We start from the raw sequence: 25,386 nt of genomic DNA, 5'->3' as shown, positions 1-25,386 counted from the left end.
GCCATGGAGTTTTTGGGGTGCCCGTGGGGCGTTCGTCCGCAACCATGCGGCCCCGGCTGTCTGGAACGTACCCAAGCCTCCGACGGGTCGCGACACCTGGCTGGCCAACGCGCCCGGACCGGCTAACCTGGCCCCGTGGCGGGACATACGGAGATGGAACCGGATCAGGTCGCGGCGGATAAGCAGGACATACGTGAGGACGTGTGGGCGCGGCTGCGCGCCGCCGGTGCCGCCAGGTTTCCGGGGACCCGCGGCCGCATCCCCAATTTCCCCGGCGCCGAGCGGGCCGCCGAACACCTCGCCGATCAGCCCGAATGGGTGGAATCCGCCGTGGTCAAATCCAACCCCGACTCGCCACAGTGGCCGGCCCGCACCCGGGCCGTAGCCGCCGACAAACGCCTGTACATGGCTGTGCCCCGCCTCGCGGACCAGGCCCCCTTCCTGCTGCTGGAACGGCACCGTTTGGATGTGGCCCCGCGTGGGGCCACATCCATCACCGGTTCGGCCCGCCACGCCCGCCCGATCGCGCTGTCCGAGATGTCACGGGTGGAGCTGATCCTGTGTGGCAGCGTGGCTGTGGACCATGCCGGGCGACGTCTGGGCAAGGGTGGGGGGTTCTCCGACATGGAGTTCGGGCTGTTGACCGAGGCCGGTCTCGTCGACGACCAGACGACCATCGCCACCACGGTGCATCCCGTCCAGGTCCTCGACACCGAGCTTCCCGAAACCGAGCACGACTTCCGGGTCGATCTCATCGTCACTCCCGACAAGGTCATCCGTCCGTGTTCCCCGCGCCGCCCCGCAGGGATTCTGTGGCACCACCTGGAGGCCGACCGCATCGCGGCGATCCCCGCACTCCAACAACTCCACAGCGCCGGTGACGTCGGTTCCTACTGAGCTTTTCGTTGGTTGGTTGTAGGGCGGGGTGAATGGTCAGGCCGGGTCCGGGCTCTGCCTACCGTGTGTCGCCCCCATCGGCTTTTCGTCGCCCCCATCGGCTTTTGAGGGCTCTCATCGTCTGGGGGGTGGCCCCGAGGCGCCAGAGCGGCCTCAGGCCCACCCAGCCCGGTTGGGGAAAGACACGGAACCGGGCCGGGCGGGGGCCGGAGGGTTCGGCGGGTGTGTGTGGGGTGGTGTGGCCTGCCTCGGGCGCCTGGCGGGCGTGCGGGGTGCGCTTCACCATCCCCAAGGGTGCTGCTCAGTGCGCGATCAGGGTTGCCGCTGGGCGGGCACGCCGCTGGTCCCGGCCGTGGCGGAATGCCCGGCTTCGGCGGGCTGGTGGGCGAGATCTGCGGTGACCGTTCGGCTGGTGTGGTCGCCTCGCCAGAACCAACGTTGGGCCAGGTGATCCACCAGGGCGAGTCCGCGGCCGTGTTCGGCGTCGGGGTCGGGGCGGCGCACTATGGGGCCTGGTGCTCCGGGGCCGTCCCGGCTATCCCCGTGTGGGGATAAGCCACCGGTTCGGGGGAGCGTTCCGGTGTCGGTGACTTCCACGCGGATGCGGTGGGGGGCGAGGAGTAGGCGGAGCTGGACGCGGCCCAGGATCGCCCGCAGCCGGGCTTCGGCGCGTCCCATGCCGGTGTCGCCGCTGCTGGTGTGGTGCAGCGCGTTGGTGACCAACTCGCTCACCACCAGTTGGGCATCCCCGATGGCCTCGCCATCGGGGATCCGCGGAGACAGGATTTCGGTGACCCAGGCCCGGGCGTGGGCCACACTGGCGGGGATGCCAGGGAAGGTGTGGTGGAAGCGTTCACACATGGTCCCCACCCCCCATTGGCCGCGCCCGATTGGGCAGCACGATCGCGGTGCCCGAGGCCGCGGCACGGAGTTGTTCGGCCAGCTGGTCGGCCTGGGCCGCACCCGGCTCCAACAACGACCCCAGGTGGGACACCCCCGGGGCGTCCCACAGGTCCCGGGCAGCGCCACTGGCATACACCCGCGCGAGATCGCCCGCGGCCTGGTCCAGGGCCTGGATCGCCCGGTGCAGCCGGTGCGTCTCTGCCAACCCCAACCCCCAGGGCTGCTCGTGATTCCCGGTCATGGCGTGACCACCCCCGCCGTGTGCTGATGTGTGAACGGGGTGTCGCTCTCTCGGGGGTGGGCGGGAGGTTTCAGGTTCAGGAGTAGGGCGTGCTGGCACGCGAGCTGTGCGCGGGCCATGCGCCAGGCGGCGGCCTGGGTGTGCTCGCGGCTGCGGTCCGGATGTTCGCTGCGGGCCAGTGCGAGCACGAGGGTGACCACTTGGGCCACGGCGTGGCGTTCGGACCGGGTGAGCTCCTGGTTCACGATCGCCCGATACAGCTGGTGGGTCGAGCGGCTCATGACGAGATCACCCCCAGCGGGATCGTGGGTGCGTCCGGGATGACCTTCGTGGGCACGATCGCCACCGAGCCCGGCCACGGCCCGGCCTTCACCGGCGGAACCGGGGTGGCCCCAGGGCCGGGCCGGGCGCCGGGGGCCGGACGGGACGCACTCCCCAGAGCCGAGTCCGCACCGCCCACCGGAACTGCGATGGGCTCCCGGTCCGCCTGGTCGTCTGGCACCACCCCCGGCACCGGTTCCTTCGCCGCACCCCGAGCCCGGCCTCGGGGTGCGGCATCCAGTTCCTGCAAACCGGCCAACACCCGACCCAGCACCTCCGGAGCGGGCGCCGCCCCGGACACGGCCGGCACGGCCGGCGTGGCCGGACCCCGGGCCGCCCCCGCGGGGGACGCCTCGCCCCCACCCGGGCGCAGCGGGCAGGGATGCCCCATCGGATAGATCGCCGCGAACACACACCCCGCCACCGGGCACCGCCAATTCAACACCGGACCGTGGGGCAGGATGCCGCGCGCCTCCAGCGAGCCGCGCCAATAGTACGGCCGCACCCGGGCCGACCACCGCCCCGAGGGCAGAGTCCACGAGCGCACCCACCCAGGCGGCTCCGGGGCGGGATGGTTCCGCGAACTCACCCGCCGAGGCGGTCGCGGCACAGATGGTACGGACACGAGACGACCGAGCCACGACAGCCCCGGCGCGGTGATCGCGGTCACCAATCGCATAAGAACCCCTCCTTCGGGAAACCACCGGCCAGGAGAGGTGGCCGGTGTATGACACTTGGCATGCGAGCGCTGCGCGGCCTGCACCCGCCACTACGGAGGCCATGAGGCACCCGCTGCGCGAGAGCCGGCGCGTATCATGCGGCAGACTGAAGGGGTGACCGACACTCCTCCGCTGACCCTCCTGCGCCCCAGAAAGCCCCAAATGGGATGGTGTTTATAGGGGGTAAACCCTCGCATGGTGTGACCGTAGCCCAGGCGTGTCGCATCGTGCAATAGAGGGGCTAAATTTCTGTGTAAGCGCGAACAGAGGAAGATCAACACCGTGGATGCAAGGACCCTGCACGAGATTGCTGCACTGACGGACCCGCTGGAACGCGCCCAGGCCGCGTCCGGAGCGATGGCCACGCTCCAGGGACAGTCGGTCGAACTGTCGCGGATCCGCCGTGCGGCGATCATTGAGGCCCAGGATTCAGGCCTGCTCCAGGAACAGATCGCCCAGTACCTTGGCGTATCCCCGGGGCGGGTCAGCCAGATGAAGAAGGCGGGTGGTTCCAGCCACGCGGCGCCCATCGGTCCGGTGGAACCACGTCCGCGGGTACTCGTGGAACGTGCGCTGCCCACTCCGCCGGCGGTACGGGGCTCGAGATCGCTGTATCTGACCGAGGCCGAACGCCAGGGGCTCACTCCAGAGCGGAAGATGCTCTACGTAGGGCGCGAGGCCGTCAATGAGCACGTGGCCGCGGGGCTACGACTGGACCCCGGGGACGAGGTCATCGCTCGGCGCAAGATGTTTTGGGCCAACGAGGTCCCCGTGCGGATCTCCACCAGCTACTTCCGCTGTGACCTGGCCGCGAATACCCAGCTGGAACAAGAGGGCTTCATCCTGCCAACACTCCAGGCGGCTCTGGAGGACATGGGTCACGTCTTCGCCCACGCCACCGAAACTCTCACCGCCCGCCCAGCGACCGTGTATGAAGCTGACCTCCTCGATCTTGCCGGCGAATGGGTCGTTCAGGTACTCCGGGTCAGCGTGAACACCGACGACGCGCCGGTGCACGCCCTGGAAACGATCTGCGCGGCAAGCCGCCACGTCTTCCCCATCGGCCAAGCTGTCGGCTCCGACCAGTTCTGACCACCCCCGCCACCTGACAGTGCGACCCGCGCCTTCATGGCCCCATGGGGCCATGACCGGCGATACGTTCCGGTGTGGTTCCTGATCCCGGGACGCACCCTTGTTCCGAACGCGGGCGGCCGGCGTAAGTGAGCCAGGGTCCGGACGTCGCAGTCGGCGTGGGTGGCCCACCTGGTACCGCGTGGCTCAGGGCTGCTTTCCGGTGCCGTTACAGGCGTCGCAACGCATCCACTTAACGCACCGGCCATCGCCAACGAGGAGCCCAGGAGCGAACCCCGCACGATCGAGATGTTCCTCGGCCTGTGCGGCGATCTGCTCGTCCACCTCGATGCTGGTCACCTGCTGCGCCCCCAGGTAGGCCGATAGCAGCGCCGCCGTCCACCCCGTTCCCGTACCCACCTCCAGCACCCGATCCCCCGGGTAGGGCTCGAGGAGCCGCAGAAAATCGAAGACCAGGGACGGTGCCGAACAGGAGCTGGAGCGGTTCGGCGTGCGTCGTACATTCGATGCGGTCAGCTGCGTGGCCCCGTCGTCGATCTGGGTCACGATTGCGTCATCGCGTGCCACCGCCGCATTCCACGTTGGTAGGTCGGCGTGCCGGTCGATCAGCCCGTCCTCCACTGTCCAGGCCACATCCGGCACGAACCATTCCCGCGGCGCGGCCCACTCCGCGCTCGGGGCGAACTCCTCTAGGGGTTTGTGCTCGGGCTCGGCCATAGGGGGATCGGCCTCTCCATACGCGACACCACGAACCACCCCACCCCTACCCCACCGTGATCACAACGTCACCCTGTGGATGTATGCGGACACGGGCCGGACCCACTGCCGCGCCGCGCTGATCAGCTGCCTTCGCACGGTAGCGCGTGGGGTCGACCATGCACCGGGAAACGCGGAACGCGGGGCCGCCCCTACGGACTTTCCAGAATCTTTCTAGCCGACATGCCCCGGCAGGCCCTGCAAGCCCCCGCCAGACCATATGCATCCCATTTGGCGCGTTTGCGCCATTGAAAGGGGAGGTTCACCGTGGCCAAGACCGTCCTGCCTACCCGCCCGGACCGGCTGGCTGGTGCCGTGCCCAGCGCTATGAGATGGGTTCGCCCTTGTGGGCGAGACGGTAGCTCAGGTACTCGCCCGCTGTTGTCCATCGTGGGTTCGCCATGGTCTTGGCGAGTTCGAAGTCAGCGGCGGGGTGGGCGAAGAGAACCATGCTCACCCGGTTCCCGGCATCGGGTGCCTGCCGCGGACGGGCGGGCACCCGATGCGGTCGGGATTTCAAATCCCCGTCAGTGATGACTTCCAGGAGATCGCCAACGGCCACCAGAGCGTGTCCCGCACGGACCGGGAGGCGGTACCAGGTGCCATCAATGTCGACTTCGAGGCCACCATCGAGGTCCTGCACGACGGCGGTCACCAGTCCGAGGTCTGTGTGCGGGGGTGTGGGGTACGGGGAGGTGTCGGGTTGCTCCACACCGACGTACCAGAGCAGGCGCAGTGTACTGACCTCATGGTCCAGCAGCTGGGTGATGGGGGAGTCAAGGCAGAGTTGGACGTCGATCGCGCTGTAGACCTCGGTGAGGACGGCGTGGAGTTCATGGTGGGCCGCGACACAGATCGCGCGGAGCCTCCGATGCTCATCGGTGAGCCAGTGCTGATCGTTGGCGATGAGCCCGCCCGTGACGTTGAGCATGTCCCGGCGAACACCATCGGTGAGCACGCGTTTCTCCCATCCCAGGGAGCCGAATTCATCTACGTCTTCCCAGACGAATCGGCAGAGGTCCTCATCAGTGAGGGTGGACATCCGTTGCGCGGTGTCGAGCGCGTCCTTGATGGGGTCGTGAGCAATGGGGACAAACGTGTAGCCGGTGTCCCGCAGGGATTGCACCATGTCAGCGGCGTTGGCCGGCGTACGGTCCCAGGTGTAGACGCCGATCTCATCCACGGGGCGCTCCTTGGCGTTCTGATTCGGGGGCGGCAATCGTGCGTTCCAGGGCAGTCCGCGCGAAGCGGTAGTCATCCTCGGGCAGGCCGATGCGGCGTGCTGATCGCACGATCCCGGCGTGTGCCGAGGTACCTTCGGGCCAGTAAGACAGTGAGAGAAGGTAGGCGCCGATCGCATCGTGGTGTCGCTGCTGGTTTTGCAGAAGGAAGCCCGCGCGGTACCACCCGATACGCGAATAGGGGGCGTCCAGCGCGCCAGCGGCGATGAAGTGAACCAGTGCGCGTTGCGTCTCGCCTCTCCTGTGGTGGAAATCGCCCAGGTGAAGGCGAATCTTGGGGTCGGCAGGATCGACCTGGTCGGCAGCCGTTTCGAGAACCTGGTGCGCGGTAGTGTCGTCGCCGGTGCCCTCGAACATGCGCGAGGTGGTTTCGTAGACCGCCAACCGGTTCTCGCGTGCCATCAGTACCTCGTCGGGACCGTCGGCTAGGGCGGTAAGCCTGGCGGCATCATCCAGTAATGCCCTGGCTGCCGATATAAGGGAGTCGAGACGACCGTGGAGGTGAGGCAGGAACGCCTTGGCTCGGTCGATCCGTGTGTGCAACAGCAGCGCTTCAAACTCCGGGCCGTCGTAGCGACGACCCAGCTCTGTGGCGTGGCCAGCCCACCACGCACACGATGCGGCATCGTTGCTGGTGCCGTAGTGGACAGTGGCTTTGACAGCGCCAAGCGCGGCGGGACGGACTTGTTCGGGCGGCACGGCGGAGGGATGCTGGTCCAGACGGTGGGCCAGCGCGCCGATGGCATCAAGGAAAGGTGTGCTGGTTGAGGATGCGACCAGGTAGTGACTGATCGCGACCTGGTCCAGCAGCGTTCCCATGACCAGTTCGTTTCCGCTGTGCAGGGGAACACGGCGGATCTGGCCCCATGCCTGCTCGTGCAACCCGAGACGTCCGACAAGCCGAGCTGCCTGCCCATCAGGCCACGTCGTGACGGCTTCGCGGACGGCTCCGCGTACCTGGTACACGTCCTCAGCGGTCGAGGTAGCCTCCCCGGCTGGTAGGCCAGGTTGGCGGCAGAGCAGTGCTTCACGGCGGAAGGTGCGACTGACCGAACGCTGCAACGCGACCGAATGCGTTGCCGGTCGGTATCCGGATCGCATGCGGTGCAGTGCGAAGAAGGGAACCCACGCGGTCAGCGGAGCATCGGCGTCGGGACGTTCCCCCCACCAGTAGGTCTGCGTCCAATGGTCCTCAGCAGGATCGACTGCACGACGGATTCGCTGGTGTAGCGGCTGGGTGATGTCCTCGTGACAGCACCCAGCGCGCACGAACTTCTCAGCAAGCCCGAGCCAGACAGGTGGCGAGGTGTTCAGCAATCGGTGAAGCGGGGGTAGATGCTCGTGGTTCCCTGGGCATCCTCATAGCGCGCTGTGGCCAGCGCGGTCGCTGCTTCCTCGATACGGTCGGTGGATTCATCGCGAGTCTCAGGGATGTCCTCGACGCCGTGCAACTGCTCGTAGGGGACAGTCATCTCCGGCCTTCCTCGTGCCGACATTGCCACTTAAACGTAAAACGCGGTATATACGTAAGGCAAGGGCATGTTCGCCGAACGTAGCGACACGGCTGGTCAGGCCCATGCGATCGCTCCGACACAAGGCATGGGGGCAGACCATTACACTGACACCGTCCCACAGCCTCGGCGTATCCACTGTTCCTTCGTTGTTGATCCCCGGGCTGTGGGTGTGTCCAATACCGCTTCGCTAGACACACCTGCCTGGCGAACGCACAAGAGTCGGCCACCGCAAAGCGTGGGATGAGAAAGTAGACATGCTGATCAGCGAAGTTGAGTCACGCATAGCCAGCCTGCTCGGAACCCGTGTGGAGGCGCGCTACAACAGCGGACGAACCGCAGTCCATGGCGATATTGGCTTCGCCTTCCACGCACTGGACTCCTCGCTGCTGGACCGACACACCTCCGAGACCATCAAAGATGCGCTGGCAGACCTGCCCTACGTGGCCGACGTTCATTACGTGGGTAAGTTCCTCAACATCCGCCTGAACCGGGCCGACTACGTCGAGGCACTGCGCGCGAGCACCGTGCTCGACATCGACCAGGCCGGCATGCGCGGCATGCCGGTACTCCTGGAACACACCAGTATCAACCCCAATGCCGCTCCGCACGTGGGCCGTTCACGCAACGCCATCCTGGGCGACACCATCGCCCGCACCCTGCGTGCATTGGGTGCGGAGCTGACCAGTCACTACTACGTGAACGACTTCGGCCGCCAGATCGCCTTGCTTCTGGTTGCCCTGGGACCCGACGGTGTGCACTCGGTGGACTTTGCCGACATCCTTGACGTCTACGTGCGTATCAACGCCCAGGCCAAGGACGACCCCGCGATCGGAGAACAAGCCCTGTCACTGCTCGCCAAAGCCGAAGCAGGTGATACGGCCACGCTAGACGCATTGCGCGAGATTGCGCGGCACTCCCTTCAAGGCCAGCTTGCCATTCTCAATCAGCTTGGCATCACCTTCGACGATTTCGACTTCGAAACTGATCTGCTGAACAGCGCTGAGCTCGGCGAGATCGAAGAACATCTCAGCGAGAAGAACCTGACGCACAAGGATGAGCACGGCCGCGTTGTTATCGATCTCACCAGCCTTGGGTTCGATCGGGAGGAAGGCCGGTATCTGGTCCTTCGCCGCGCCAATGGCAGCTCCATGTATGTATTGCGAGATCTGGCCTACAACCTGCGTAAGGCCCGCGCCGCGAACGAAGGGCGCAATATCGTCGTCCTTGGCGAAGACCACAAGCTGTACATGGAACAGTTGGACCTCGTGATCGGCTCGCTTGGAGAACAGACACCCGAATCGGTGTTTTACTCCTATGTCGCGCTCAAAGACGGAAAGATGTCCACCCGTCAGGGCAGCGTTGTTCTGCTCAGCGAGTTCATAGACCAAGCTCGCCAGCTCGCTCGTGAGCGTGTGGCCAATGCCAACCCCAATCTGGAAACAGTCGAGATTGACGGCATTGCCGAAGACGTCGCTACGGCGGCAGTGCGTTTCGCCCTGTTGCGAAACTCTCCCTCCAGCACCATCACCTTCGACCTGGCCGACGCTGTACGTTTCGAAGGAGCGACCGGCCCCTACCTGCAATACACGGCCGTGCGCTGCGCCTCGATTCGCGAAAAAGCCTCAGGGGTTGAACGGCGAGCCATCACGGAAGACGTATCTGATGCCATGTGGGACGTCACACTCGTAGCCGACCAGTACGAACGTGCGTTCCTGGAAAGCGCGGCCCGACTGCAACCCAATGTCGTCTGCGACTACCTCACCCGACTGTCCAAAGCCTTCAACAAACTCTACGCCAGCGAGAAGGTCATCACCGACAATGCCGCCGACGACCGCTTGCTTTTCCTCGTCGAACGCGTCCATGCCATCCTCGAACACGGCCTTGGAGTCCTTGGGATCAAGGTTCCCGACCGCATGTGAGTCACTTTACAGAAAAACACAAAAACTGCTAAAATAAAACCCGAAAGAATACATAAGACGAAGATTGTCTTCTAAAGAAAATGAGCATAAGTCACGATAGCTTATTATTAATTGAATCCGCTTCGACTTAATTAACAGATGGTGGACTTGTGTGTCAGGCGGATCACTGATCAGCGGTGATGACCCTACGTCGGTTTGGTGCACGCCATCCGACCTGGGATATTTTGTGCCCTTCGAGGGAGGTATTCATCGCTCCGGATGTGAACGTGGTGTACTGGAAATTCCGCTGAGCCTGTGTCGCCGTTGACTCGGCCGCAGCCGCGCCCTGCGCGACGGGCTCGCCGACCAGGAACGCTGGCCCGCCTACGCCCCGAACTCACCCCCATGGCGAAACTGGGGGCCAGCCTGAGGACGCGCGAGCTGGCCAACCTCACCGGGGAGCACCTCGCCGACACCGCCCACGCCACCCAGACCAGCATCGCCCACATCCGCACCCCCCGCCCTGCAACCAACCAACGAAAACCTCAGTAGCGTTTGCGGGCCACAGTGATGATCTCCGGGCTGTGCTCCACCAGCGGGGAACGGTCCCAGTCCCCGTACCGCTGGTCGACCGTCATCCCGGATGCGGAAACCCAGTGGTCCACGGCCCTGACATCGAGAAACCGCAGCCGACTACGGCTGACCTGGCAATGGTCCCAGTCCGATCCCGTGAACGTGTGGGTGAACTCCACACAGTCACCGTCCCATCTCTGGACCTGGTGCTCCATCCGAGCCCAGGTCCCGTCCGGCCTCGTGACCGTGCGGGCATGCTCCGGCGTCCAGCGCTGCCATGCTCGTGCCTGGGGGTTGCGGGTTTCAAACGCCACCCGACCTCCGGGACGCAGCGCGCCTCCCATTCGGGTCAGCGCCGTATGCACCGCCGTGTCGGTGTCCAACTCCTGGAACGCGTGCCCAGTCATGATCACGAGGTCGAACGCGTCCCGCCAGGTGATCGAGGCCGCATCGCCCAGTGTCCACTCGATGTCGGTGCGCCGACGCGCAATGTCCAGCATCGCCGGAGCCGGATCGATCCCACACAGCCGACCGGTATGTCCCGCAGCGCGGGCTTCGCGCAAGATGACTCCGGTCCCGCAGCCAATGTCGAGCACGGAGTCCGCAGACATGACCAGGTTCAGGTAGAAGTCCGTGTCGCCACGGGAGGTATTGAACCAGTCGTACCACCGGGCGACGCTGGAATCGAGATAGATCAGACTGTCCATACTGGAGCACTCTGCTGGGCGGCTCCCGCCGCAGCAACGGATTTATCGTGGAGGAAGGTAGATTCATCACGGATACCGTGGCGGGCCCACACGCTCGGCGAGTTCGCGCACCGCTGCTTTCGCGGTACGACCTGCGCCGATGATCGTGGACGAGGCCCGGCCGGTCCAGTCTCCGTAGCCGAGCAGATGGACCCGCGGATCGTGGTGCGCGCGCGTCCCGGTGGTGGGAATGTGCCCCGACACGTCGAACAGGTCCATCCCGGCGAGATGCCCCAATGCCGGCCGGAATCCGGTACACCAGATCACCGCGTCGCACGCCCACTGCTCGCGCCCCTGGCCCCACACCACCCCAGTGCTGGTCAACGCCTCGAACATGGGGTGGGCTTTGAGGACGCCGCGGGAACGTGCCGCACGCACCGACGGCACCATGACGATATCGCCGAGGCGGGATACGTCAACGGTGTCGTCCATTCCCTGCGCGCGGGTGGCCATGCTCCGGGTGGCGACGTCGAACAACACGCGCCCGTCGATGTCGTCCGGCATGAAGCGCGGTTCCCGGCGCGCCACCCACAGCGTCTCAGCATACTGGGACACCTCGGCGAGGATCTGTGCCGCAGAGTTGCCGCCCCCGACGATGACCACACGCTGTCCCTCGAACTCGTGTCCGCTGCGGTAGTGCACCGTGTGTAGCTGACGCCCCTGGTAAGTGTCACCCCCTGGATAGCGGGGCACGTGGGGATGGCTCCAGGTTCCGGTCGCGCTGATCACCGCGCGGGTGCGCCACAGCCCCTGGTCGGTGGTCAACTCGAGGCGCGGCCCACGCTCGTGCACCGTCGCCACTCGCACCGGCCGGTAGATGGGGAGCTGGTAGCGCTGCTCGTAGGCGCTTAGATAGTCGACCACATGCCTGGCCGTGGGGAATTCTGCTCCGGGCTGCTCGGGCATCCACCAGCCCGGCAGCGGGCTGTGCGCCGCTGGCGAGAAGAGCCGTAGCGAGTCCCAGTAGTGCTGCCAGGCCCCGCCCGGCTGGGGCTGATCGTCCAGCAGCACGAAGTCGAGCCCAGTTCGGCGCAGGTGATAGCCCGCCGCCAGTCCGGCCTGTCCCGCACCGACCACTGCAACATCGACGTCCATTCGCCTTCCCCTCGCCACGGTCCTGACGCCTTCCACGCGGCACAGCGTCCTGGGGAACGCCGATATGCCCGGGTGGCCTCAGGCCACGACCGCCAGGACGAAGGCGATTCCAACCAGGGTGGCCATTGCGACCGCAACACGACCGAACCGACGTTGGAGCGCGGGCAGTTCCTCGGGATGTGCGAATACCCGGCGCGGCCATCCCCGCCAGGACACCCACCAGAACAGCACGCTCGCGCCCGCCAGTAGCCCGACCTTCACCGCCACGACCCAGCCGATGGATGCCGCGGCGCCCGGAACGATCAGTAGTGCCAGGCCGCTGGCCCACAACGCGGTAATCAGTGCGGCCACCGGCCAGCGATTGCCCTGAGCGAGTACGCGTTGGGCTTCCTCCAGGCGCTGCGGGTCCGCGCCGGTGAGTGTGCGCAGCCGTGGCTGGATTACGAGCAGGCTGTAGGTCATGGCCCCCAGCCACAGCGCGGCCACGAGGACATGCACCGTCCGCACCAGGGTGGCGACAATCTCCATTCCGGCATTGTGCCCCAGTCAGGGCCGCCATCTCGATGGGCCTCGACCTGGCGGCCCCGTCCGGTCGCTACCGGGAGTCTGGGGGACCGTGTGGCGGTGACGTCGATGCCCGTGTCGGCGCCCGCACCAGTTGGCTCAAGAACGTGAGCACGGGCAGTTCCACCAATGGCCCCACCACCAGTGCCACCGCGATGAGGGGGCGATCCGGAAAGGCGGATACCGCGATGGCCAGGGCGACGGGTGAGTTTCGGGCGGTGACGGTCATGGTCAGGGTGGCGCGGTGGTCCGCGGGCAGTCGTAGGGATGCTGCGGTTGCGCTGGCCGCGAGTGGTGCGGCCACGAAGAACACCGCCAGTGGTACGAGCAACAGGAGGATCTCGGTGGCGTGGACCGCGACAACGTGGGCCTGTCCGGCGAACATGGCCAGAACAGCCAGGCACAGCAGCGGAATGACCACTCGACCCGCGGCCGGGGACAGTACCTGAGCTCGCCAGGCGTCCCCGCCCCAGCGGCAGGCCAGCCACCGCAGCACCAGGGCGACAGCGAGGGGCAGCACCAGCACCAGCAGCACCGAGCGCAGCAGCGTCGCACCATCCACCATGGCGGCCTCGCCCCCCAGCAGCAGCACGTACAGCGGAAGCAGCACCAGCTGTAGGCCCAGGTTGAGCGGCAGCAGTGCCGCGGCGATGGCGGTGTGGCCCCTGGCCAGCGCGGTGAACACCAGGTACCAGTCGGTGCAGGGCGTCACCAGCAACAACAGCAGCCCGATGCGCAGGTCGGGGTGATCTGCCAGCATCCCCACACCAAGACTCCAGGCCAGCAGCGGGGTGAGGGCGAAGTTGAGCAGGAGGCTGGCGGCTACGAGGGAACGCGCCTGGCGCACCTCACGGATGTGGCCCGCCTCCAGTTGGACGAACACGGCCGTGAGCATGACGAGCAGGATGGGCAGGACCACGTGCTGTGCACCCTGCGCTGTGGGCCAGACGAGCCCCGCAGCGAGACCGACCGCCGCGGCTGCGGCCACGAGTAGGCTCTGGAATCGCTCGACCAGAGACACCCTGGACCTCCTATCGTGCTGGTGGCTCGCCTCCCCGGGACCTGCCACCGCCCATCTGCCGGGCCTGCGACCAGGATCGCAGGCCCGGCAGATGGGTGGTGGAGCAGTGGCCCGAGGCCGGCGCTGCGTCGGAAGAATTCGTTCCGCGGTACCCGCTGGGCCTAGTACGGTCGCGGCAGGTGCGCCTCGGGTTAGCAACGCGCTGCGCGTGCGGCCCCCGAGCCTCGATGGAGAGTAGGGTGTGTCCATGGCCTGCCGGATCAGTGAGCTCGTGCTTGGATGCCGCGACCCGGAAAGGTTGGCGAAGTTCTGGTGCGAGGTCCTGGATTTTGTCGTGCTCGATCGGGACGATGAGGACATCGAGATCGGGCCACGTTCCGGCTTCGGCGGTCCACAACCGACAATGGTTCTCAGTCGCACCGATGGGCAGAACGGCACGCTCCGGCTCCATATCGACGTCAGCGCCACCGACCAGGATCAGCAGGCCGAGTTGGAACGTCTCCTGGCTGCGGGGGCCCACCGTGTCGATATCGGTCAGACCGGGCTGGAGCCCTGGCACGTCCTCGCCGATCCCGAAGGCAATGAGTTCTGCCTACTCAAGGCGCGCATCGCCCCGATCTGACGGAACTCTTCGGACGCTGCGGACCACGCATCCCGCAGGGTGCAGGGGCCCCGCGTCCTCGGCTGGGTGCTCGGAGGCCAAGGATGGTCGATACTCGGAAGTCCCGTCCGGGGGCGGGCGATGGCGCCTATCGTCTGGCGGGGGCAGCCGATGCGGCTGCCCTGGTCACTCTGGTCAACAGTGCCTACCGGGGGGAGACGTCGCGTCGGGGCTGGACCACCGAGGCGGATCTTCTCGGTGGGCAACGCGTCGATTGTGACAGCATCGTGGAACTCCTCCAGCGACCGGACACGGTGCTGCTGCTCGCCGAGCAGGCCGGCGCGCTGCGGTCCTGCTGCGAGCTGCGCCAGCTGAGTGATGACACGGCCTATTTCGGTATGTTCTGCGTGTCGCCCGGGATGCAGGGACACGGTCTCGGTCGCCAGATGCTCGCCGAGGCAGAGCGGCGGGTGGTCCAGAAATGGGGCTGCACTCGGATGGTGATGACCGTGCTTCGGCAGCGGGATGACCTCATTTCCTGGTACGAACGGCGTGGCTACCGCCGTACGGGTAGGCGTCAGCCGTTTCCCTACGGTGACACCCGCCTCGGGATCCCCAAGCGCGGCGACCTGGAGTTCGAGGAGCTGGCAAGGGAGCTGCCTTCCCGATAGGGGCCCGCGGCGCTACGGCTCGTTTCCTCGCCGTACCCCCTACCGGGGGGGCATTCTCCGTGACTTTCTCGTTATCCCTGGGTTTCGTTGCACCCCCACGCACGGAATCCCTGCCACCTCGGACTCCTGGCCTGTCCTGACGTCCGATAAGGCCCACTTATCGGACCCCAGGATTCGACCGGCGCGGGTGCATCTCGAGTCTCGCAATACGTATATAACGTTATTACATAACGTTTCAAACGCTACGTATTCATGAGGTCGGCATGGGGGCAGCCACCAGTGGAGCACCGCCCATCGCCGCCTGCGGGGGACGAGCCATGTCAGCCCGCAGGGGCACCGGCCCGGACCACGCACTGCGCGCTCGCGTCTGAGGCGCGGTAACGCCTCGGGGCTCCGGTCGGCCCCTGGCCCCCGGCCCGCGACCCCCTGCCCGGTCTGGGGAGGACGGCCGGTCACATCGACCGAACACATGACCCGGCCGCAACTCCAGCGGCGGAGCTGGCGGGAGGGCCGTGACCTGAGCGACCGGTGCGGCGCCTGGACCGTATGGTCCGGTCCGTCACGGGCCAACGCCGACGAGAATCCATGGAGAACCACGCGGACCAATCCCCGAAATCGCTACACACGAGAACGATGACGGGCACGTCCTGCCACTCGTGAGGCCCCCAACGAGGTGGGCGACCGCGAACACCGTGGGATGACCGACTCCCCACTGCGGGCACGCCGGGTCGCCGGAGCGGCACCGCGTGGCACACACCTCGCCACCAGCACCTGTGCCCCACAGCACAGCGCACCACCTGGGCATGGCGTGACGCCGGATCCGCTGGTCGGCGATGATGCGGATGATGCGTGCCCGCAGGGACAGCACCCTGGGGGACCTACTAGGCTCCCTGGCTGGCGAGGAAGGGAGCCCAGTGTCCAGACACACCACATCGAATCCACACCGCAGCAGCGATGGAGTACGGGGCGGCGCTGACGCCGTGGCGGACCGGTGAGCTGGCTCACGATTCTCGCCCTGTTGGCAGGGCTGGGGCTGCTCATCGCCGGAGGAGAGTCGCTGGTCCGTGGTGCCAGCTCCCTGGCCCGCACCATCGGGATGTCGGCGCTGGTTGTGGGGCTGACCGTGGTCTCCTTTGCCACCTCGGCCCCCGAACTGGCAGTGACGACCGGGGCGACACTGAGCGGCTATCCGGGGCTGGCCATCGGCAACGTTGTCGGCAGCAACATTGCGAATATTCTGCTGGTGCTCGGCCTGTGTGCGCTGGTGGTGCCGCTCCAGGTCAAATCCCAGATCATCCGCGCCGACATCCCGGTGATGGTGGTGCTGTCCGTGGCGGTGCTGCTCCTCGCACTGGACGGAACACTCAGCCGCACCGACGGTGCCCTCCTGTTCGCCGCCCTGCTCGCCTACGTCACCACGACCGTGGTCATGGCCCGCCGACAGGGCGTACGTATCGATTCGGACAGTGGCACCGGTGCGGCGCCACCTTCCACCTCGCGGGTACGCCGGGCGATGGTCGACCTGCTGCTGGTGATCCTGGGGGCGGTCATGCTCGTGGCCGGGGCACGCCTACTGGTGGATGCGGCGAGCGACATCGCCACCGCGCTTGGGGTCAGCGACCTGGTCGTCGGGTTAACCGTGGTGGCCATCGGCACGTCGCTGCCGGAGCTGGTGGCCAGCCTGGTCGCGGTGGCGCGTGGGGAACGTGACATCGCGGTGGGCAACATCGTGGGCAGCAACGCCTTCAACATTGGGACGGTCCTTGGTCTGACGGCGCTCATCAGCCCCGAAGGGGTGTCCGTCCCGGTCTCAGCCCTGCATTTCGACCTACCGGTCATGCTCGCCGTCGCCGTGATGCTCCTGCCCTTGGCCATCACCGGGATGGCCGTGGTCCGCTGGGAGGGGGCACTCCTCCTCGCCTGCTACGCCGCCTACCTCGCCTACCTGGTGTTGCAGGCGACCAGCAACGACGCGGTGGAGCCCTTCAGTGTGGCAATGCTGGGATTCGTCATCCCCATCATCGGCCTGGGACTGCTGATGCACCTCACGCACGAGCTGCGTCGCCGCCGACAGCGTGCGGCCCCTACTCCCCAGCACCGGTGATGAGCACCAGCACGTCTGGGCATTCGGCGCGGGGACGTCGACGGTGGCCGTACACACCTCCCTGGTCCTGGTGGGCCGATTGTGCTGGAAGTTCACACTGGGGGCGGGTGCACCACGATTCGGCTCCCCCATGACTGGCCCCGGGAGGGTTTGATGACCAGGATTTACCTGGCGCACGGAGTTGTTCTGAACGACGCCGAGCTGGAGTGGCGCACGGCGCGCTCCGGTGGGCCAGGCGGGCAGCATGTGAATACGACCTCGTCCAAAGTGGAGCTGCGCTGGAATATTGCCGAGTCGGCAGCTCTCACTCCAGACCAGCGCCGGCGTCTCCTCGAACGGTTGTCGTCCCAACTGACCACGGAGGGGATACTTCGCATCCAGGGATCGCGGCACCGATCCCAGCACCGCAATCGCCAGGACGTCCTCCAGCGGCTCCGGACCAGGGTGGCGGCGGCGTTGGCGATACCCACACCGCGGCGCCGCAGCCGCCCATCCCGGGGAGCGCGCCAACGAAGGCTGCACGACAAGCGCACCCGCGCCGACATCAAACGGAACCGACGTCCGCCCCGCCCGGAGTAACGGACACGGGTCCGCCGGCACGGGCACGCGCGGTCCGCTGCGTGTCGTGCTATCCGATCGCGTCGACGCACCGGACGGTCTGGCGAACATGGCAGGGTGCACTGTGGCAGACACTCCGGGATAGCCGTGGCCCACCACCTCGCCGGTCAGCGCATCGGCACCAAAACAATGCACCATCCCGTCGTCGGCGAGCTCACTCTCGACTGGGACACGCCGACCTGTGCAACCGACCCGGACCAGCAGCTCATCACCTGGACCGCCGAGGCCGACAGCCCCAGCCACGAGCGGCTGCGCATCCTCGCCTCCTGGACGACCCGGCAGCACACCTTTACCGAAACGACGGACTAGCCCCACGAACGGCGCCCTGACCCCCAGCGATGAGGTCGTCGGGTGGTCGGTGACCGGTGTCGACGCGGAACCCGCGCCCTCACCACGACGGTCCCGCGGACCTCCCCCGAGAGGAGGAGACCGGCTCGGTCGGGCGTCCGGTCACATGTTCGGCCCGCACACGTAGTCGTCCCCCGGGTGCCGGCGCGTGTCGGCTGTTCGGTGCCCCGCCGCCGGGACGGCTCCACCACCCGGCCGTGACCGTCGTGGAGACCGGACTGTCGACATGATCCCCGCACCAGCGTCCCCGCCCCCATCCCGCACAGAACGTGCGGCCTGGCTGCGACGACGATTCCGGCCACCCGCAGCACCAGGCACCGCGGGTGGCCGAGGCGGCCGAACACACCGGACCACCCCGTGCAGGGGAACCGGAACCTTTCCGGTCAGCCGCGTGTCAGGTGGAGCGGCGCGACCCTTCACACAATCCTGGAGCGGAACGAACACACAGAGTCATAGCCGAGGATGGGAAACACGGAGGTTCGCGACCATGCCCCACGCACCGGCGCCCAGCCCGCGCACACTCACCCTGACACTTGCCGCGGCAACGGCGATGTTCCTGCTGCCGGCCTGCGACGACCTCACCGATGACGACCCGGCCGAGGAAGAGACTCCGGATGCCCCGGCTGAGGAAGAAGACCAGGAAGCCAACGGCGAGATCGAAGCCGAGGAGGAGGCCCGGGGCGAGCTGTCCAGCGTCCCCGACGACGTCGACGTGACCGACACCGAAGAGTTGGTGGAGCAGGGCGGCGGCACGTTCCTCGCCCGATGCGCCGACGGTCTGGCCGAACTGGTCTGGTGGGTTCCAGACGAGGACTTCCACGTCGACGATGTGGACGCGGGACCCGAGGATGACGCCGAGATCGAATTCGAAAGCGACACCGAATCCTACGAGTATGACGTGACCTGTGTGGACGACACCCCGCAGGTCGAGGTGGACCACGACGACTGAGTCGGCGCCGTCAGCGCAGACGCTCGCGCCCTGCCACACCGCCCGCCCCGGCGGACCACACTCCCTGGGGCCTACTGGTGCGGCAGGGCCGCATACACCTCGGCGATTCGGGCCTGGTCCTGCGTCGCGAACTCGGTGAACGCGGTGGCTTCGATTCTGCGGGCCGAGGCCGTGCCGACATGGCGCCACGTCCCCACGATCTGACCGTCGCGGACCACGGTCGGCCGGAATACCCCGTTGCCGCCGGGAACGATTCGGTCCGCGAACGCGGAGGGGAGCACGGCCGCACGGTTGGCATAACCCAACACGAACTCGTCGAATCCGGGAAGTAGCAGCACGTCGTCGATCTCGCCTCGGCACTGCTCCAGCCGCTGCGGTATGGCCGGATCGAGGAGGTACTCGGTGTCGTGCACGTACAGGCGGGTCAGCTCGCCGTCGACCCGCGCCACGCCGGTTCGGGCGTCGGTCGCGGTGAGCTGCGCCCAGCGGGCGAAGTCCTGGAAGGTGGCCGGGCCGTGACTGCGGAAGTAACGCAACGCGAGCTCCCCCAGGGCCTCCTCCCGCTCCACGGTGCGCGGCTGGGGAATCCACTCCGCGACGAGGACGAGCTGTTGCTCCCCGTCGCGGGTCGGACCAAAGCACAGGAGTCCGGTCATACTCAAATAGGTGATCAAGTGGTAGCCCCGACCGCCGGCGGTGGCGATTCCTGCCTCTTCCCACCGGGCCAGCAGCTGACTGCGGGAGAGCCGGCCGTGCGCGGCCAGCTCGGTGACCGCGATCGTCCGGGCCCGCTCAATGGTGGACTCGTCCACCCCCAGCTGGGAACGGCGTCGTGCGCTGGCCGCCAGGACGCGTGGGGTCAGTACCTCCAGCATCCACCCCAGGTCGGCCGCGCACACCAGATGCAGGGTGCCGCGCATGGGCCAGGAGCGCACGATCTCGCCTGCGTCCAGGGCCTGCTCGACCGCAGCTCGAGTTCCGGTGCGGGTACGCAGGGCGATCGAGGTGAGCGCACCGGCATAGTCCTGACCCTGGGCCGCGGTAAGCCAGGCCACTGCGGCTGCCGGTGTCTCTGCTCGCTGCCCGGCCAGCAGCTGGGCGACGCACCGCAACCGGGCGAGCTCTCGCAGATCGCTCATGCGGGCAGGCTATCGCGCACGGGTGACCTTGGGGGCTGGCCCGGCCATCGCCTCGGGCACGGATCCGGATATGGGGACCGGTCCAGGGAACATATCCGGGTGACGCAGTGATACGCCCCGGATCGGGCGCTGACCATGCACAGCGAAAGGGGCCAGCAGCACATGTCGACGAATTCCCCGGACCCGTCCCCGCCGGACGACGGCCCTCCCACCAGCGAGGTCGGTGCGGTGCGGTACTCCGCGGAGACCATACGACGCACCACGGGGCGGCCCCGCGAGGAATGGTTCGCGCTTCTGGACGCGTGGGGGGCGCTGTCCCGGAGCCATGCCGAGATCGCACGGTGGCTCACCGAACACCACCAGGTCCCCGGCTGGTGGGCCCAGACCCTCACGGTGGCCTACGAGCAGGACCGCGGGATTCGGGCTCCCGGACAGCGCAGGGACGGGACCTTCTCGGCCACAGCGTCGCGCACCCTGAACGTTCCTGCCGAGCTGGCTTTCGCTGCATTCGCCGATCCGCAGCTGCGTCAGCGGTGGCTGCCTGACGTGTCTCTGTCGGTGCGTCGGGAGTCTGCCCCGCGCAACTTCCGCGCCGATGTGGTCGAGGACAGCAGCCGGTTGGTGGTGGGGATCACCGCCAAGGGGCCGTCCCGCTGCCAGGTGTCGGTCGAACAGGAACGGCTGGCTGACGCTGCGGCTGCCGCGCACAGTAAAACGCGCTGGCGCGAACGGTTGGCCGTACTCAGCGAGCTGATGGACCCCTAACCGGCCCCGTGGTGTCGGCATCGCCCGGTGCGTCCCGAACGTTGCTCCCGTACTCCCTGGCGCGACCGAGTGGGAGCACCTGCGCCCCCTCGCCACGACGTGGCCCTGGCTGTCTGTCCCGGCCACACCGGTGCGTCGGGGGCGGCGGTCCTTCCGCAGGCGCGGGTCCGGATGGTTGTCGGGTCACGGCTGGGGACCGTGAGCTGGGCAGGGCGGTGGGGTGATCAGGGTGAGGGCTGCCTCGACGAGGGCGCGGATGCGAGATGGGCTGAACCGAGCGGGCTCGAACGGCGCCATAATCATCCAGCCGTCACCCATTGCCGCGAGTTGGTCAGCCAGCAGGTCGGCGGGAATGTCGTCGCGTACGGTGCCCTGCTCCTGCCCCGTTGCGAGGAGCTCGGTGTAGACGGTCCGGAAGTGTGTGTAGCGCCGCTCGATGACGCGGGCGAGGGTCGGGGCGTAGCGCGCGTGGACCAGCAGCTGGGACATCACCGGCCAGAATTCGGGGTCGTCGGTGGTGTGGGACAGCCACCGCTCGACAAGTGTCCGGATATCGGTCTGGTCGCGCACGTCGGCAAGCATCGCGTCGAAGGAGTCGAAATGGTGCTCGGCCACGGCGATGACCAGCTCCTGCCTACTGGCGAAGTAGTAGGTGACCGCCCCGGTTGTGCATCCGGCCTTCTGGGCCACGGCGCGTAGGGACGCGTTGGCGTAGCCGTTCTCCGCGATCACCGATGTGGCCGCGCGGAGCAGCTCGACCCGTTTGGCAGTGTGGTCCCCGGCCGGGCGGCCGCGCGGCGCACCCGCGGTGGTGGAGGGGGGATTGCGGTTATTCGGATGGGTCATGGCGGTCCCAGGGCGCGACGGACACGTGGGCGGGTTAGATCGGGGGCGCGGCGGTGCGTGGATCCCGGTGTCCCGGGACCGCACGGAACAGCCCCTGCTCGACCTCGGTGATCCGGCCTTCCCTCCGAAGCCTCTCCAGGTGCTGAGTGGCAGTGCGTTGCTCCACCAGCTCCACGTGCGATCCCCGCACATGGGCACGGTAGACCAGCCGGTGTTCTGCGATCTGCCGGAGGGTCCGCGGCTCACGGAGAAAGTCCAGCAGTGTGGCGTCCCGTTGCTGCACCACGTCAGCGTAGGCGTCGAGCCGGCGCCGGAACTCCGCGGGGCCGTCGATCACGCCCTTCTGGTGGGCGGTGCCGTACCACCGGGCCTCGATCTCGCGGCAACGGTGTAGTGATGCATCGAAATCCGCGAGGCTGCTGTCAACGTCGCCGTAGTACGGGCCGAACGAGGTCAGGTCGATATCGGCGATGAAGAAGAAGCCATCGGGCTCGATCAGGAAACCGCTGTGGCCCGCGGTATGACCGGGCAGGTGGACGGCCGTCACGGTGCGCCCACCCAGGTCGAACACGGCGCCATCGGTAAATCCGAGCGCATCAGGGCGTCCGGCCACGTGAAACTGGTCCCGGAGCACCGTCTCGGCCTCCGCAGCCGCCTCGGGCGGGAGCCCGAAACCGGCGATGAGAGTCTCGCGGGAGCGCAGTGCCTCGAGATCGCGCTCGTGGACATGGACCGGGACGTCATAGCTGCGCAATCCCGCGATGTGGTCCTCGTGGGCGTGGCTCACCGCGACCACGTCCGCGGGCGGGCCGCCGTCGGCGAGTGACAGGGACGGGTCGACGACCAGCGAGGAGTCACGGCCACGCACCAGCAACGACCGCCCGTAGGGGTAGGCGCTGCGGTCCGCGCCCTCGATGGCACTGACCCCACCGTACTCCACCACCGTGTAACCCGCGGTCGGCGTATCCATCGCCCTTCAGCCTCCCTACCCCGCCTCCGGGTGGTCGTGCGTACTTTCGTGGAAACGACCCTGACGATAGGTCACGCCCCCCATTCACACAACACGTGTTATTAAATTGGGGTGTCGTACCTGGTGCCCCGTTGCCGAACCTGGTGCAGACGCGCTCACCGTGGCCACACAGCTGCGGCCGCCGTTGCTCCGCCGCTGGCCGGGGACCGTGCACCATCGTGTCGACCGCACAGCTCGGTGTGCCGACCTCGGCCCGCGTGCCGGTCACCCTGGCCAACAGACCGGCGCGCCCGGGTGTCGGTTCCCGCACCCACCGGCGACGCGAGGAACCTGCCGCGCGTTCCGGCCCGGCTCTGACCCCCGGGCGTTACCCGTGGGCCGTAGCCCCCGGCACGCTTACCGGGGCTGTGTATCCGTCCAGCCAGCACTGCGCATGACCCAGACACGTCCGTTCGGCCAGGCGTGCGCAACGCGGAACGAGGGAATGAGTTTCGGAACGCGCCGGCACGAACGGAGATGCCCATGGTTCGTACGCGCTGCTGTGTCGTGGGTGGCGGTCCAGCCGGGATGGTGCTCGGCCTGTTGCTGGCCCGCTGCGGCATCGAGGTCACGGTTCTGGAGAAGCACAACGATTTCCTGCGGGACTTCCGTGGCGACACCGTCCATCCCACCACCCTGTCCCTGCTCGACGACCTGGGACTGGGCAGCCGATTCGCCGAACTACCCCAACGCCGGGTACAGCAGGTGCAGTTTCCGATCGGCCCGAACGGGCAGCTGGTGACCCTCGGTGACTTCAGCAGACTCCCCACCAAGCACAACTACATCGCGATGGTGCCGCAGTGGGACTTCCTCACTCTGCTGGCCCAGGCCGGCGCCCAGGAGCCCACCTTCACCCTGCGCATGAACACCGAGGCCACGTCTCTGATTCGGGAGGCAGGCCGTGTCAACGGCGTGCACTATCGCACTGCCGACGGCAGCACCGGGGAGATCCGGGCCCCGATCACCGTGGCCTGTGACGGCCGCGGATCCATCGCCCGCACCATTGCCGAGCTGACGGTACGGGACTATGCCACACCCATGGACGTCTGGTGGTTCCGGCTTCCCCGCCACCCCCAGGATCCCTCTGGGGTGGTGCCCACCATGCGCAGCGGTATGTTTCTCCTGCTCATCGACCGTGGCGAGTACTACCAGGCCGCCGCCATCATCGCCAAAGGGACCGATTCCGCACGCCGGGCACGCCCGCTCGCCGAGTTCAACGAGTTCCTGACCACCCTGGTTCCCTGGCTCGCCGGCCGACAGCTGCTCGATGACTGGGCACAGGTCAAGCTGCTGGATGTGCGCCTGGACCGCATGCGCCGCTGGTACGTGCCTGGACTGCTGTGCATCGGGGACGCCGCACACGCCATGTCACCGGTGGGTGGGATCGGCATCAACCTGGCCGTCCAGGATGCCGTGGCCGCGGCGCGGAAGCTTGCCGGACCGCTGTTGGAGGGCCGGGTCACCCGCGACGCGGTGGCCGCGGTCCAGCGGCGGCGGCTCCCCACAACGGTCCTTCTGCAAGGGTTCCAGCGGGCTATGCATGCACGGGTGGTGCGTCCGGCGCTGGCCGGCACGATTGATACCAGCGATGCCGCGCGTCTTCCGCTGCCACTCCGGGTCGCCAACCGCCTCCCGTGGTTCCGCGGGATTCCGCCGTACCTGCTGGCCTACGGGGCCCGTCGTGAGCACCCACCGGCCGCGGCCATGCGCCCCGATTCCGGGGCGCACGCAGCCTGATCCTGGAGGTCAGGGACCCAACCGTCCCCGTCCGGCGGCGCGGCCCAGCCGGCGCCTCTGGCTCGGATCCAGCATCAGGTATCCCGCGATCGGCACGCCCACCACGGCCAGCACCACAAGCAGTGTCAGCCATCCCGGCAGCAGCCACAACAGCAGCAGCCCGGCTCCCACACCGCCGGCAATCATCCATCCGCGGCTGGACATCGCAACCTCCATATGTGTCGCCGGTCGTACTCCGGGCCTCTCTTCCAGTCTCGGGCATTGTGTCCAGGTGTCCACCCCTGGCCGGGGAACTGGGGGACATCTCGGGGTAGGCCTGCGCCATTCGGCGCCTGCTGGCTGTTCCACCGGTAGGTATGGTTGGTGTGTGGTTCAGCGTGCGCAACGGACGGAAGCCGGCCGGCGTCTTCTGGACTCCGCCGCACACCTGTTCTACCACCAGGGCATCAACGCGGTCGGGGTGGCGGGGATCGCCGAGGTCGCCGGGGTCACCAAGAAGACGCTCTACGACTGCTTCGGCTCCAAAACCGAGCTGGTGGTGGCATACCTCGAGGACCGCCATAGCCGGTGGTGGGACTACCTGGAACAGCGCCTGGAGGGCGCCGCCGTGCCCCGAGCTCTGGTTCTGTTCGACTGCTACTTCGACCATCCGTGGCTGGATGTCTCGCGCGGCTGCGGTTTTCTCAACGGGGCCGCGGAGCTTCCGGCCGATCATCCGGGCCTGGTTGTGATCCGCCGCCACAAGGCGCAGGTGCGGGCCCGGCTCGGCGCGCTCGTCGCGGCGGACTATCCGGTGCTGCACAATGCGGACTCTGTCGCCGAGCACGTGTTTCTGCTGTTGGAGGGAGCCGTTGCCCACCAGGGCATCGACAGTCAGGCCGGGCACCGCCAGCAGGCCCGCCAGATGGTGCACGCCCTCCTGACCTCGGGGCACTGCGGTGGCGAGGCCGATGCTGGCTCGGGGGAAGCGTGGGGCGAGAGTTCCGCGTGATGCCGGACGATGCGCCAGGAGCGGGAA

At 67.4% G+C, this 25,386-nt stretch carries 28 protein-coding genes; 12 read left to right on the top strand and 16 right to left on the bottom strand.

What is annotated here, in order from left to right:
* The first annotated feature begins 153 nt into the window (after positions 1-153).
* On the top strand, positions 154-897 hold the full coding sequence (locus RIF23_RS02210) for a 5-formyltetrahydrofolate cyclo-ligase (protein WP_310910620.1): 744 nt from the start codon (positions 154-156) through the stop codon (positions 895-897).
* Between the two features lie 312 nt (positions 898-1,209).
* Here RIF23_RS02210 and RIF23_RS02205 read toward each other — a convergent pair whose 3' ends face one another.
* The 4 genes from RIF23_RS02205 to RIF23_RS02190 are packed head-to-tail and all read right to left on the bottom strand — an operon-like array spanning position 1,210 to position 2,867.
* Positions 1,210-1,758, bottom strand: coding sequence for an ATP-binding protein (locus tag RIF23_RS02205; protein ID WP_310910619.1), 549 nt, complete (start codon positions 1,756-1,758; stop codon positions 1,210-1,212).
* Positions 1,751-2,041, bottom strand: a complete 291-nt coding sequence (locus tag RIF23_RS02200) for a hypothetical protein (protein WP_310910618.1) — start codon at positions 2,039-2,041, stop codon at positions 1,751-1,753. Before RIF23_RS02200 ends, RIF23_RS02205 begins: the two co-directional genes overlap by 8 nt.
* Positions 2,038-2,322 carry a hypothetical protein gene (locus RIF23_RS02195; RefSeq protein ID WP_310910617.1) on the bottom strand — a complete coding sequence of 95 codons (285 nt, stop codon included), beginning with the start codon at positions 2,320-2,322 and terminating at the stop codon, positions 2,038-2,040. Before RIF23_RS02195 ends, RIF23_RS02200 begins: the two co-directional genes overlap by 4 nt.
* Positions 2,319-2,867, bottom strand: coding sequence for a hypothetical protein (locus tag RIF23_RS02190; protein ID WP_310910616.1), 549 nt, complete (start codon positions 2,865-2,867; stop codon positions 2,319-2,321). Before RIF23_RS02190 ends, RIF23_RS02195 begins: the two co-directional genes overlap by 4 nt.
* Positions 2,868-3,363: 496 nt before the next feature.
* Here RIF23_RS02190 and RIF23_RS02185 point away from each other — a divergent pair, with 496 nt between their 5' ends.
* On the top strand, positions 3,364-4,173 hold the full coding sequence (locus tag RIF23_RS02185) for a UTRA domain-containing protein (RefSeq protein WP_310910615.1): 810 nt from the start codon (positions 3,364-3,366) through the stop codon (positions 4,171-4,173).
* A gap of 186 nt (positions 4,174-4,359) precedes the next feature.
* Here the strand turns inward: RIF23_RS02185 and RIF23_RS02180 are convergent, their stop codons facing one another.
* The 4 genes from RIF23_RS02180 to RIF23_RS02165 form a co-directional block, all read right to left on the bottom strand.
* On the bottom strand, positions 4,360-4,890 hold the full coding sequence (locus tag RIF23_RS02180) for a protein-L-isoaspartate O-methyltransferase family protein (RefSeq protein ID WP_310910614.1): 531 nt from the start codon (positions 4,888-4,890) through the stop codon (positions 4,360-4,362).
* A 364-nt stretch (positions 4,891-5,254) separates the two neighbouring features.
* On the bottom strand, positions 5,255-6,112 hold the full coding sequence (locus RIF23_RS02175) for a 2OG-Fe(II) oxygenase family protein (protein WP_310910613.1): 858 nt from the start codon (positions 6,110-6,112) through the stop codon (positions 5,255-5,257).
* Positions 6,105-7,439 (bottom strand): tetratricopeptide repeat protein, encoded by a 1,335-nt coding sequence (locus tag RIF23_RS02170; RefSeq protein WP_310910612.1) that lies wholly within the window; start codon positions 7,437-7,439, stop codon positions 6,105-6,107. Before RIF23_RS02170 ends, RIF23_RS02175 begins: the two co-directional genes overlap by 8 nt.
* A gap of 41 nt (positions 7,440-7,480) precedes the next feature.
* Positions 7,481-7,642, bottom strand: coding sequence for a hypothetical protein (locus RIF23_RS02165; protein ID WP_310910611.1), 162 nt, complete (start codon positions 7,640-7,642; stop codon positions 7,481-7,483).
* A 296-nt stretch (positions 7,643-7,938) separates the two neighbouring features.
* On the opposite strand from RIF23_RS02165, the gene argS reads away from it, so the two are divergent.
* Positions 7,939-9,603 carry an arginine--tRNA ligase gene (gene argS, locus RIF23_RS02160; protein WP_310910610.1) on the top strand — a complete coding sequence of 555 codons (1,665 nt, stop codon included), beginning with the start codon at positions 7,939-7,941 and terminating at the stop codon, positions 9,601-9,603.
* Between the two features lie 524 nt (positions 9,604-10,127).
* On the opposite strand, the gene RIF23_RS02155 is transcribed toward argS, so the two are convergent.
* The 4 genes from RIF23_RS02155 to RIF23_RS02140 form a co-directional block, all read right to left on the bottom strand.
* Positions 10,128-10,862, bottom strand: coding sequence for a class I SAM-dependent methyltransferase (locus tag RIF23_RS02155; protein WP_310910609.1), 735 nt, complete (start codon positions 10,860-10,862; stop codon positions 10,128-10,130).
* Between the two features lie 66 nt (positions 10,863-10,928).
* Positions 10,929-11,996, bottom strand: coding sequence for an ArsO family NAD(P)H-dependent flavin-containing monooxygenase (locus RIF23_RS02150; protein WP_310910608.1), 1,068 nt, complete (start codon positions 11,994-11,996; stop codon positions 10,929-10,931).
* Positions 11,997-12,074: 78 nt separating this feature from the next.
* Entirely contained in the window at positions 12,075-12,524 is a 450-nt protein-coding gene (locus tag RIF23_RS02145) for a hypothetical protein (RefSeq protein WP_310910607.1), read from the bottom strand.
* Positions 12,525-12,591: 67 nt separating this feature from the next.
* A complete protein-coding gene (locus RIF23_RS02140; RefSeq protein ID WP_310910606.1) occupies positions 12,592-13,581 on the bottom strand; it encodes an arsenic resistance protein in 990 nt (329 codons plus the stop codon).
* Between the two features lie 247 nt (positions 13,582-13,828).
* On the opposite strand from RIF23_RS02140, the gene RIF23_RS02135 reads away from it, so the two are divergent.
* From RIF23_RS02135 to RIF23_RS02110, 6 genes are all read left to right on the top strand, one after another.
* On the top strand, positions 13,829-14,203 hold the full coding sequence (locus tag RIF23_RS02135; protein ID WP_310911212.1) for a VOC family protein: 375 nt from the start codon (positions 13,829-13,831) through the stop codon (positions 14,201-14,203).
* An 83-nt stretch (positions 14,204-14,286) separates the two neighbouring features.
* Positions 14,287-14,853, top strand: a complete 567-nt coding sequence (locus RIF23_RS02130; RefSeq protein WP_310910605.1) for a GNAT family N-acetyltransferase — start codon at positions 14,287-14,289, stop codon at positions 14,851-14,853.
* 991 nt (positions 14,854-15,844) lie between these two features.
* Entirely contained in the window at positions 15,845-16,957 is a 1,113-nt protein-coding gene (locus tag RIF23_RS02125; protein ID WP_310910604.1) for a calcium/sodium antiporter, read from the top strand.
* Positions 16,958-17,110: 153 nt separating this feature from the next.
* The gene (gene arfB / locus RIF23_RS02120; RefSeq protein ID WP_310910603.1) at positions 17,111-17,536 is read left to right on the top strand and encodes an alternative ribosome rescue aminoacyl-tRNA hydrolase ArfB; all 426 of its coding nucleotides are present in this window, start codon (positions 17,111-17,113) and stop codon (positions 17,534-17,536) included.
* 126 nt (positions 17,537-17,662) lie between these two features.
* Positions 17,663-17,884, top strand: a complete 222-nt coding sequence (locus tag RIF23_RS02115; protein ID WP_310910602.1) for an MmyB family transcriptional regulator — start codon at positions 17,663-17,665, stop codon at positions 17,882-17,884.
* A 526-nt stretch (positions 17,885-18,410) separates the two neighbouring features.
* Entirely contained in the window at positions 18,411-18,872 is a 462-nt protein-coding gene (locus tag RIF23_RS02110; protein ID WP_310910601.1) for a hypothetical protein, read from the top strand.
* A 71-nt stretch (positions 18,873-18,943) separates the two neighbouring features.
* Here RIF23_RS02110 and RIF23_RS02105 read toward each other — a convergent pair whose 3' ends face one another.
* Positions 18,944-20,011: a winged helix DNA-binding domain-containing protein gene (locus RIF23_RS02105; RefSeq protein ID WP_310910600.1), complete on the bottom strand. Its 1,068-nt coding sequence runs from the start codon at positions 20,009-20,011 to the stop codon at positions 18,944-18,946.
* Positions 20,012-20,173: 162 nt separating this feature from the next.
* Between RIF23_RS02105 and RIF23_RS02100 the strand changes: the two genes are divergently transcribed.
* Positions 20,174-20,776 carry a DUF4287 domain-containing protein gene (locus RIF23_RS02100; RefSeq protein ID WP_310910599.1) on the top strand — a complete coding sequence of 201 codons (603 nt, stop codon included), beginning with the start codon at positions 20,174-20,176 and terminating at the stop codon, positions 20,774-20,776.
* A 183-nt stretch (positions 20,777-20,959) separates the two neighbouring features.
* On the opposite strand, the gene RIF23_RS02095 is transcribed toward RIF23_RS02100, so the two are convergent.
* Both RIF23_RS02095 and RIF23_RS02090 read right to left on the bottom strand, forming a co-directional pair.
* Positions 20,960-21,622 carry a TetR/AcrR family transcriptional regulator gene (locus RIF23_RS02095; protein ID WP_310910598.1) on the bottom strand — a complete coding sequence of 221 codons (663 nt, stop codon included), beginning with the start codon at positions 21,620-21,622 and terminating at the stop codon, positions 20,960-20,962.
* A gap of 34 nt (positions 21,623-21,656) precedes the next feature.
* Complete coding sequence (locus tag RIF23_RS02090; protein ID WP_310910597.1) at positions 21,657-22,592, bottom strand: MBL fold metallo-hydrolase; 936 nt, start codon at positions 22,590-22,592, stop codon at positions 21,657-21,659.
* 522 nt (positions 22,593-23,114) lie between these two features.
* Between RIF23_RS02090 and RIF23_RS02085 the strand changes: the two genes are divergently transcribed.
* Positions 23,115-24,368 (top strand): FAD-dependent oxidoreductase, encoded by a 1,254-nt coding sequence (locus RIF23_RS02085; RefSeq protein WP_310910596.1) that lies wholly within the window; start codon positions 23,115-23,117, stop codon positions 24,366-24,368.
* 9 nt (positions 24,369-24,377) lie between these two features.
* Here RIF23_RS02085 and RIF23_RS02080 read toward each other — a convergent pair whose 3' ends face one another.
* A complete protein-coding gene (locus RIF23_RS02080) occupies positions 24,378-24,572 on the bottom strand; it encodes a hypothetical protein (protein ID WP_310910595.1) in 195 nt (64 codons plus the stop codon).
* Between the two features lie 163 nt (positions 24,573-24,735).
* On the opposite strand from RIF23_RS02080, the gene RIF23_RS02075 reads away from it, so the two are divergent.
* Entirely contained in the window at positions 24,736-25,359 is a 624-nt protein-coding gene (locus RIF23_RS02075; protein WP_310910594.1) for a TetR/AcrR family transcriptional regulator, read from the top strand.
* Positions 25,360-25,386: the final 27 nt, after the last annotated feature.

Source organism: Lipingzhangella rawalii (assembly GCF_031628175.1).
Lineage (GTDB): Bacteria > Actinomycetota > Actinomycetes > Streptosporangiales > Streptosporangiaceae > Lipingzhangella_A > Lipingzhangella_A rawalii.
Note: the sequence above shows the minus strand (reverse complement) of the source record. Positions and strands in the feature narration are given on the sequence as shown.

Bases quoted from the DNA above. Each gene is read 5' to 3' on its own strand.
- RIF23_RS02195 (WP_310910617.1), bottom strand. From the start codon at position 2,322: ATGAGCCGCTCGACCCACCAGCTGTATCGGGCGATCGTGAACCAGGAG.
- arfB (WP_310910603.1), top strand. From the start codon at position 17,111: ATGACCAGGATTTACCTGGCGCACGGAGTTGTTCTGAACGACGCCGAG.
- RIF23_RS02135 (WP_310911212.1), top strand. From the start codon at position 13,829: ATGGCCTGCCGGATCAGTGAGCTCGTGCTTGGATGCCGCGACCCGGAA.
- RIF23_RS02165 (WP_310910611.1), bottom strand. From the start codon at position 7,642: ATGACTGTCCCCTACGAGCAGTTGCACGGCGTCGAGGACATCCCTGAG.
- RIF23_RS02145 (WP_310910607.1), bottom strand. From the start codon at position 12,524: ATGGAGATTGTCGCCACCCTGGTGCGGACGGTGCATGTCCTCGTGGCC.
- RIF23_RS02150 (WP_310910608.1), bottom strand. From the start codon at position 11,996: ATGGACGTCGATGTTGCAGTGGTCGGTGCGGGACAGGCCGGACTGGCG.
- RIF23_RS02110 (WP_310910601.1), top strand. From the start codon at position 18,411: ATGCCCCACGCACCGGCGCCCAGCCCGCGCACACTCACCCTGACACTT.
- RIF23_RS02155 (WP_310910609.1), bottom strand. From the start codon at position 10,862: ATGGACAGTCTGATCTATCTCGATTCCAGCGTCGCCCGGTGGTACGAC.
- RIF23_RS02180 (WP_310910614.1), bottom strand. From the start codon at position 4,890: ATGGCCGAGCCCGAGCACAAACCCCTAGAGGAGTTCGCCCCGAGCGCG.
- RIF23_RS02100 (WP_310910599.1), top strand. From the start codon at position 20,174: ATGTCGACGAATTCCCCGGACCCGTCCCCGCCGGACGACGGCCCTCCC.
- RIF23_RS02105 (WP_310910600.1), bottom strand. From the start codon at position 20,011: ATGAGCGATCTGCGAGAGCTCGCCCGGTTGCGGTGCGTCGCCCAGCTG.
- RIF23_RS02200 (WP_310910618.1), bottom strand. From the start codon at position 2,041: ATGACCGGGAATCACGAGCAGCCCTGGGGGTTGGGGTTGGCAGAGACG.
- RIF23_RS02130 (WP_310910605.1), top strand. From the start codon at position 14,287: ATGGTCGATACTCGGAAGTCCCGTCCGGGGGCGGGCGATGGCGCCTAT.
- RIF23_RS02205 (WP_310910619.1), bottom strand. From the start codon at position 1,758: ATGTGTGAACGCTTCCACCACACCTTCCCTGGCATCCCCGCCAGTGTG.
- RIF23_RS02210 (WP_310910620.1), top strand. From the start codon at position 154: ATGGAACCGGATCAGGTCGCGGCGGATAAGCAGGACATACGTGAGGAC.
- RIF23_RS02085 (WP_310910596.1), top strand. From the start codon at position 23,115: ATGGTTCGTACGCGCTGCTGTGTCGTGGGTGGCGGTCCAGCCGGGATG.
- RIF23_RS02095 (WP_310910598.1), bottom strand. From the start codon at position 21,622: ATGACCCATCCGAATAACCGCAATCCCCCCTCCACCACCGCGGGTGCG.
- RIF23_RS02090 (WP_310910597.1), bottom strand. From the start codon at position 22,592: ATGGATACGCCGACCGCGGGTTACACGGTGGTGGAGTACGGTGGGGTC.
- argS (WP_310910610.1), top strand. From the start codon at position 7,939: ATGCTGATCAGCGAAGTTGAGTCACGCATAGCCAGCCTGCTCGGAACC.
- RIF23_RS02080 (WP_310910595.1), bottom strand. From the start codon at position 24,572: ATGTCCAGCCGCGGATGGATGATTGCCGGCGGTGTGGGAGCCGGGCTG.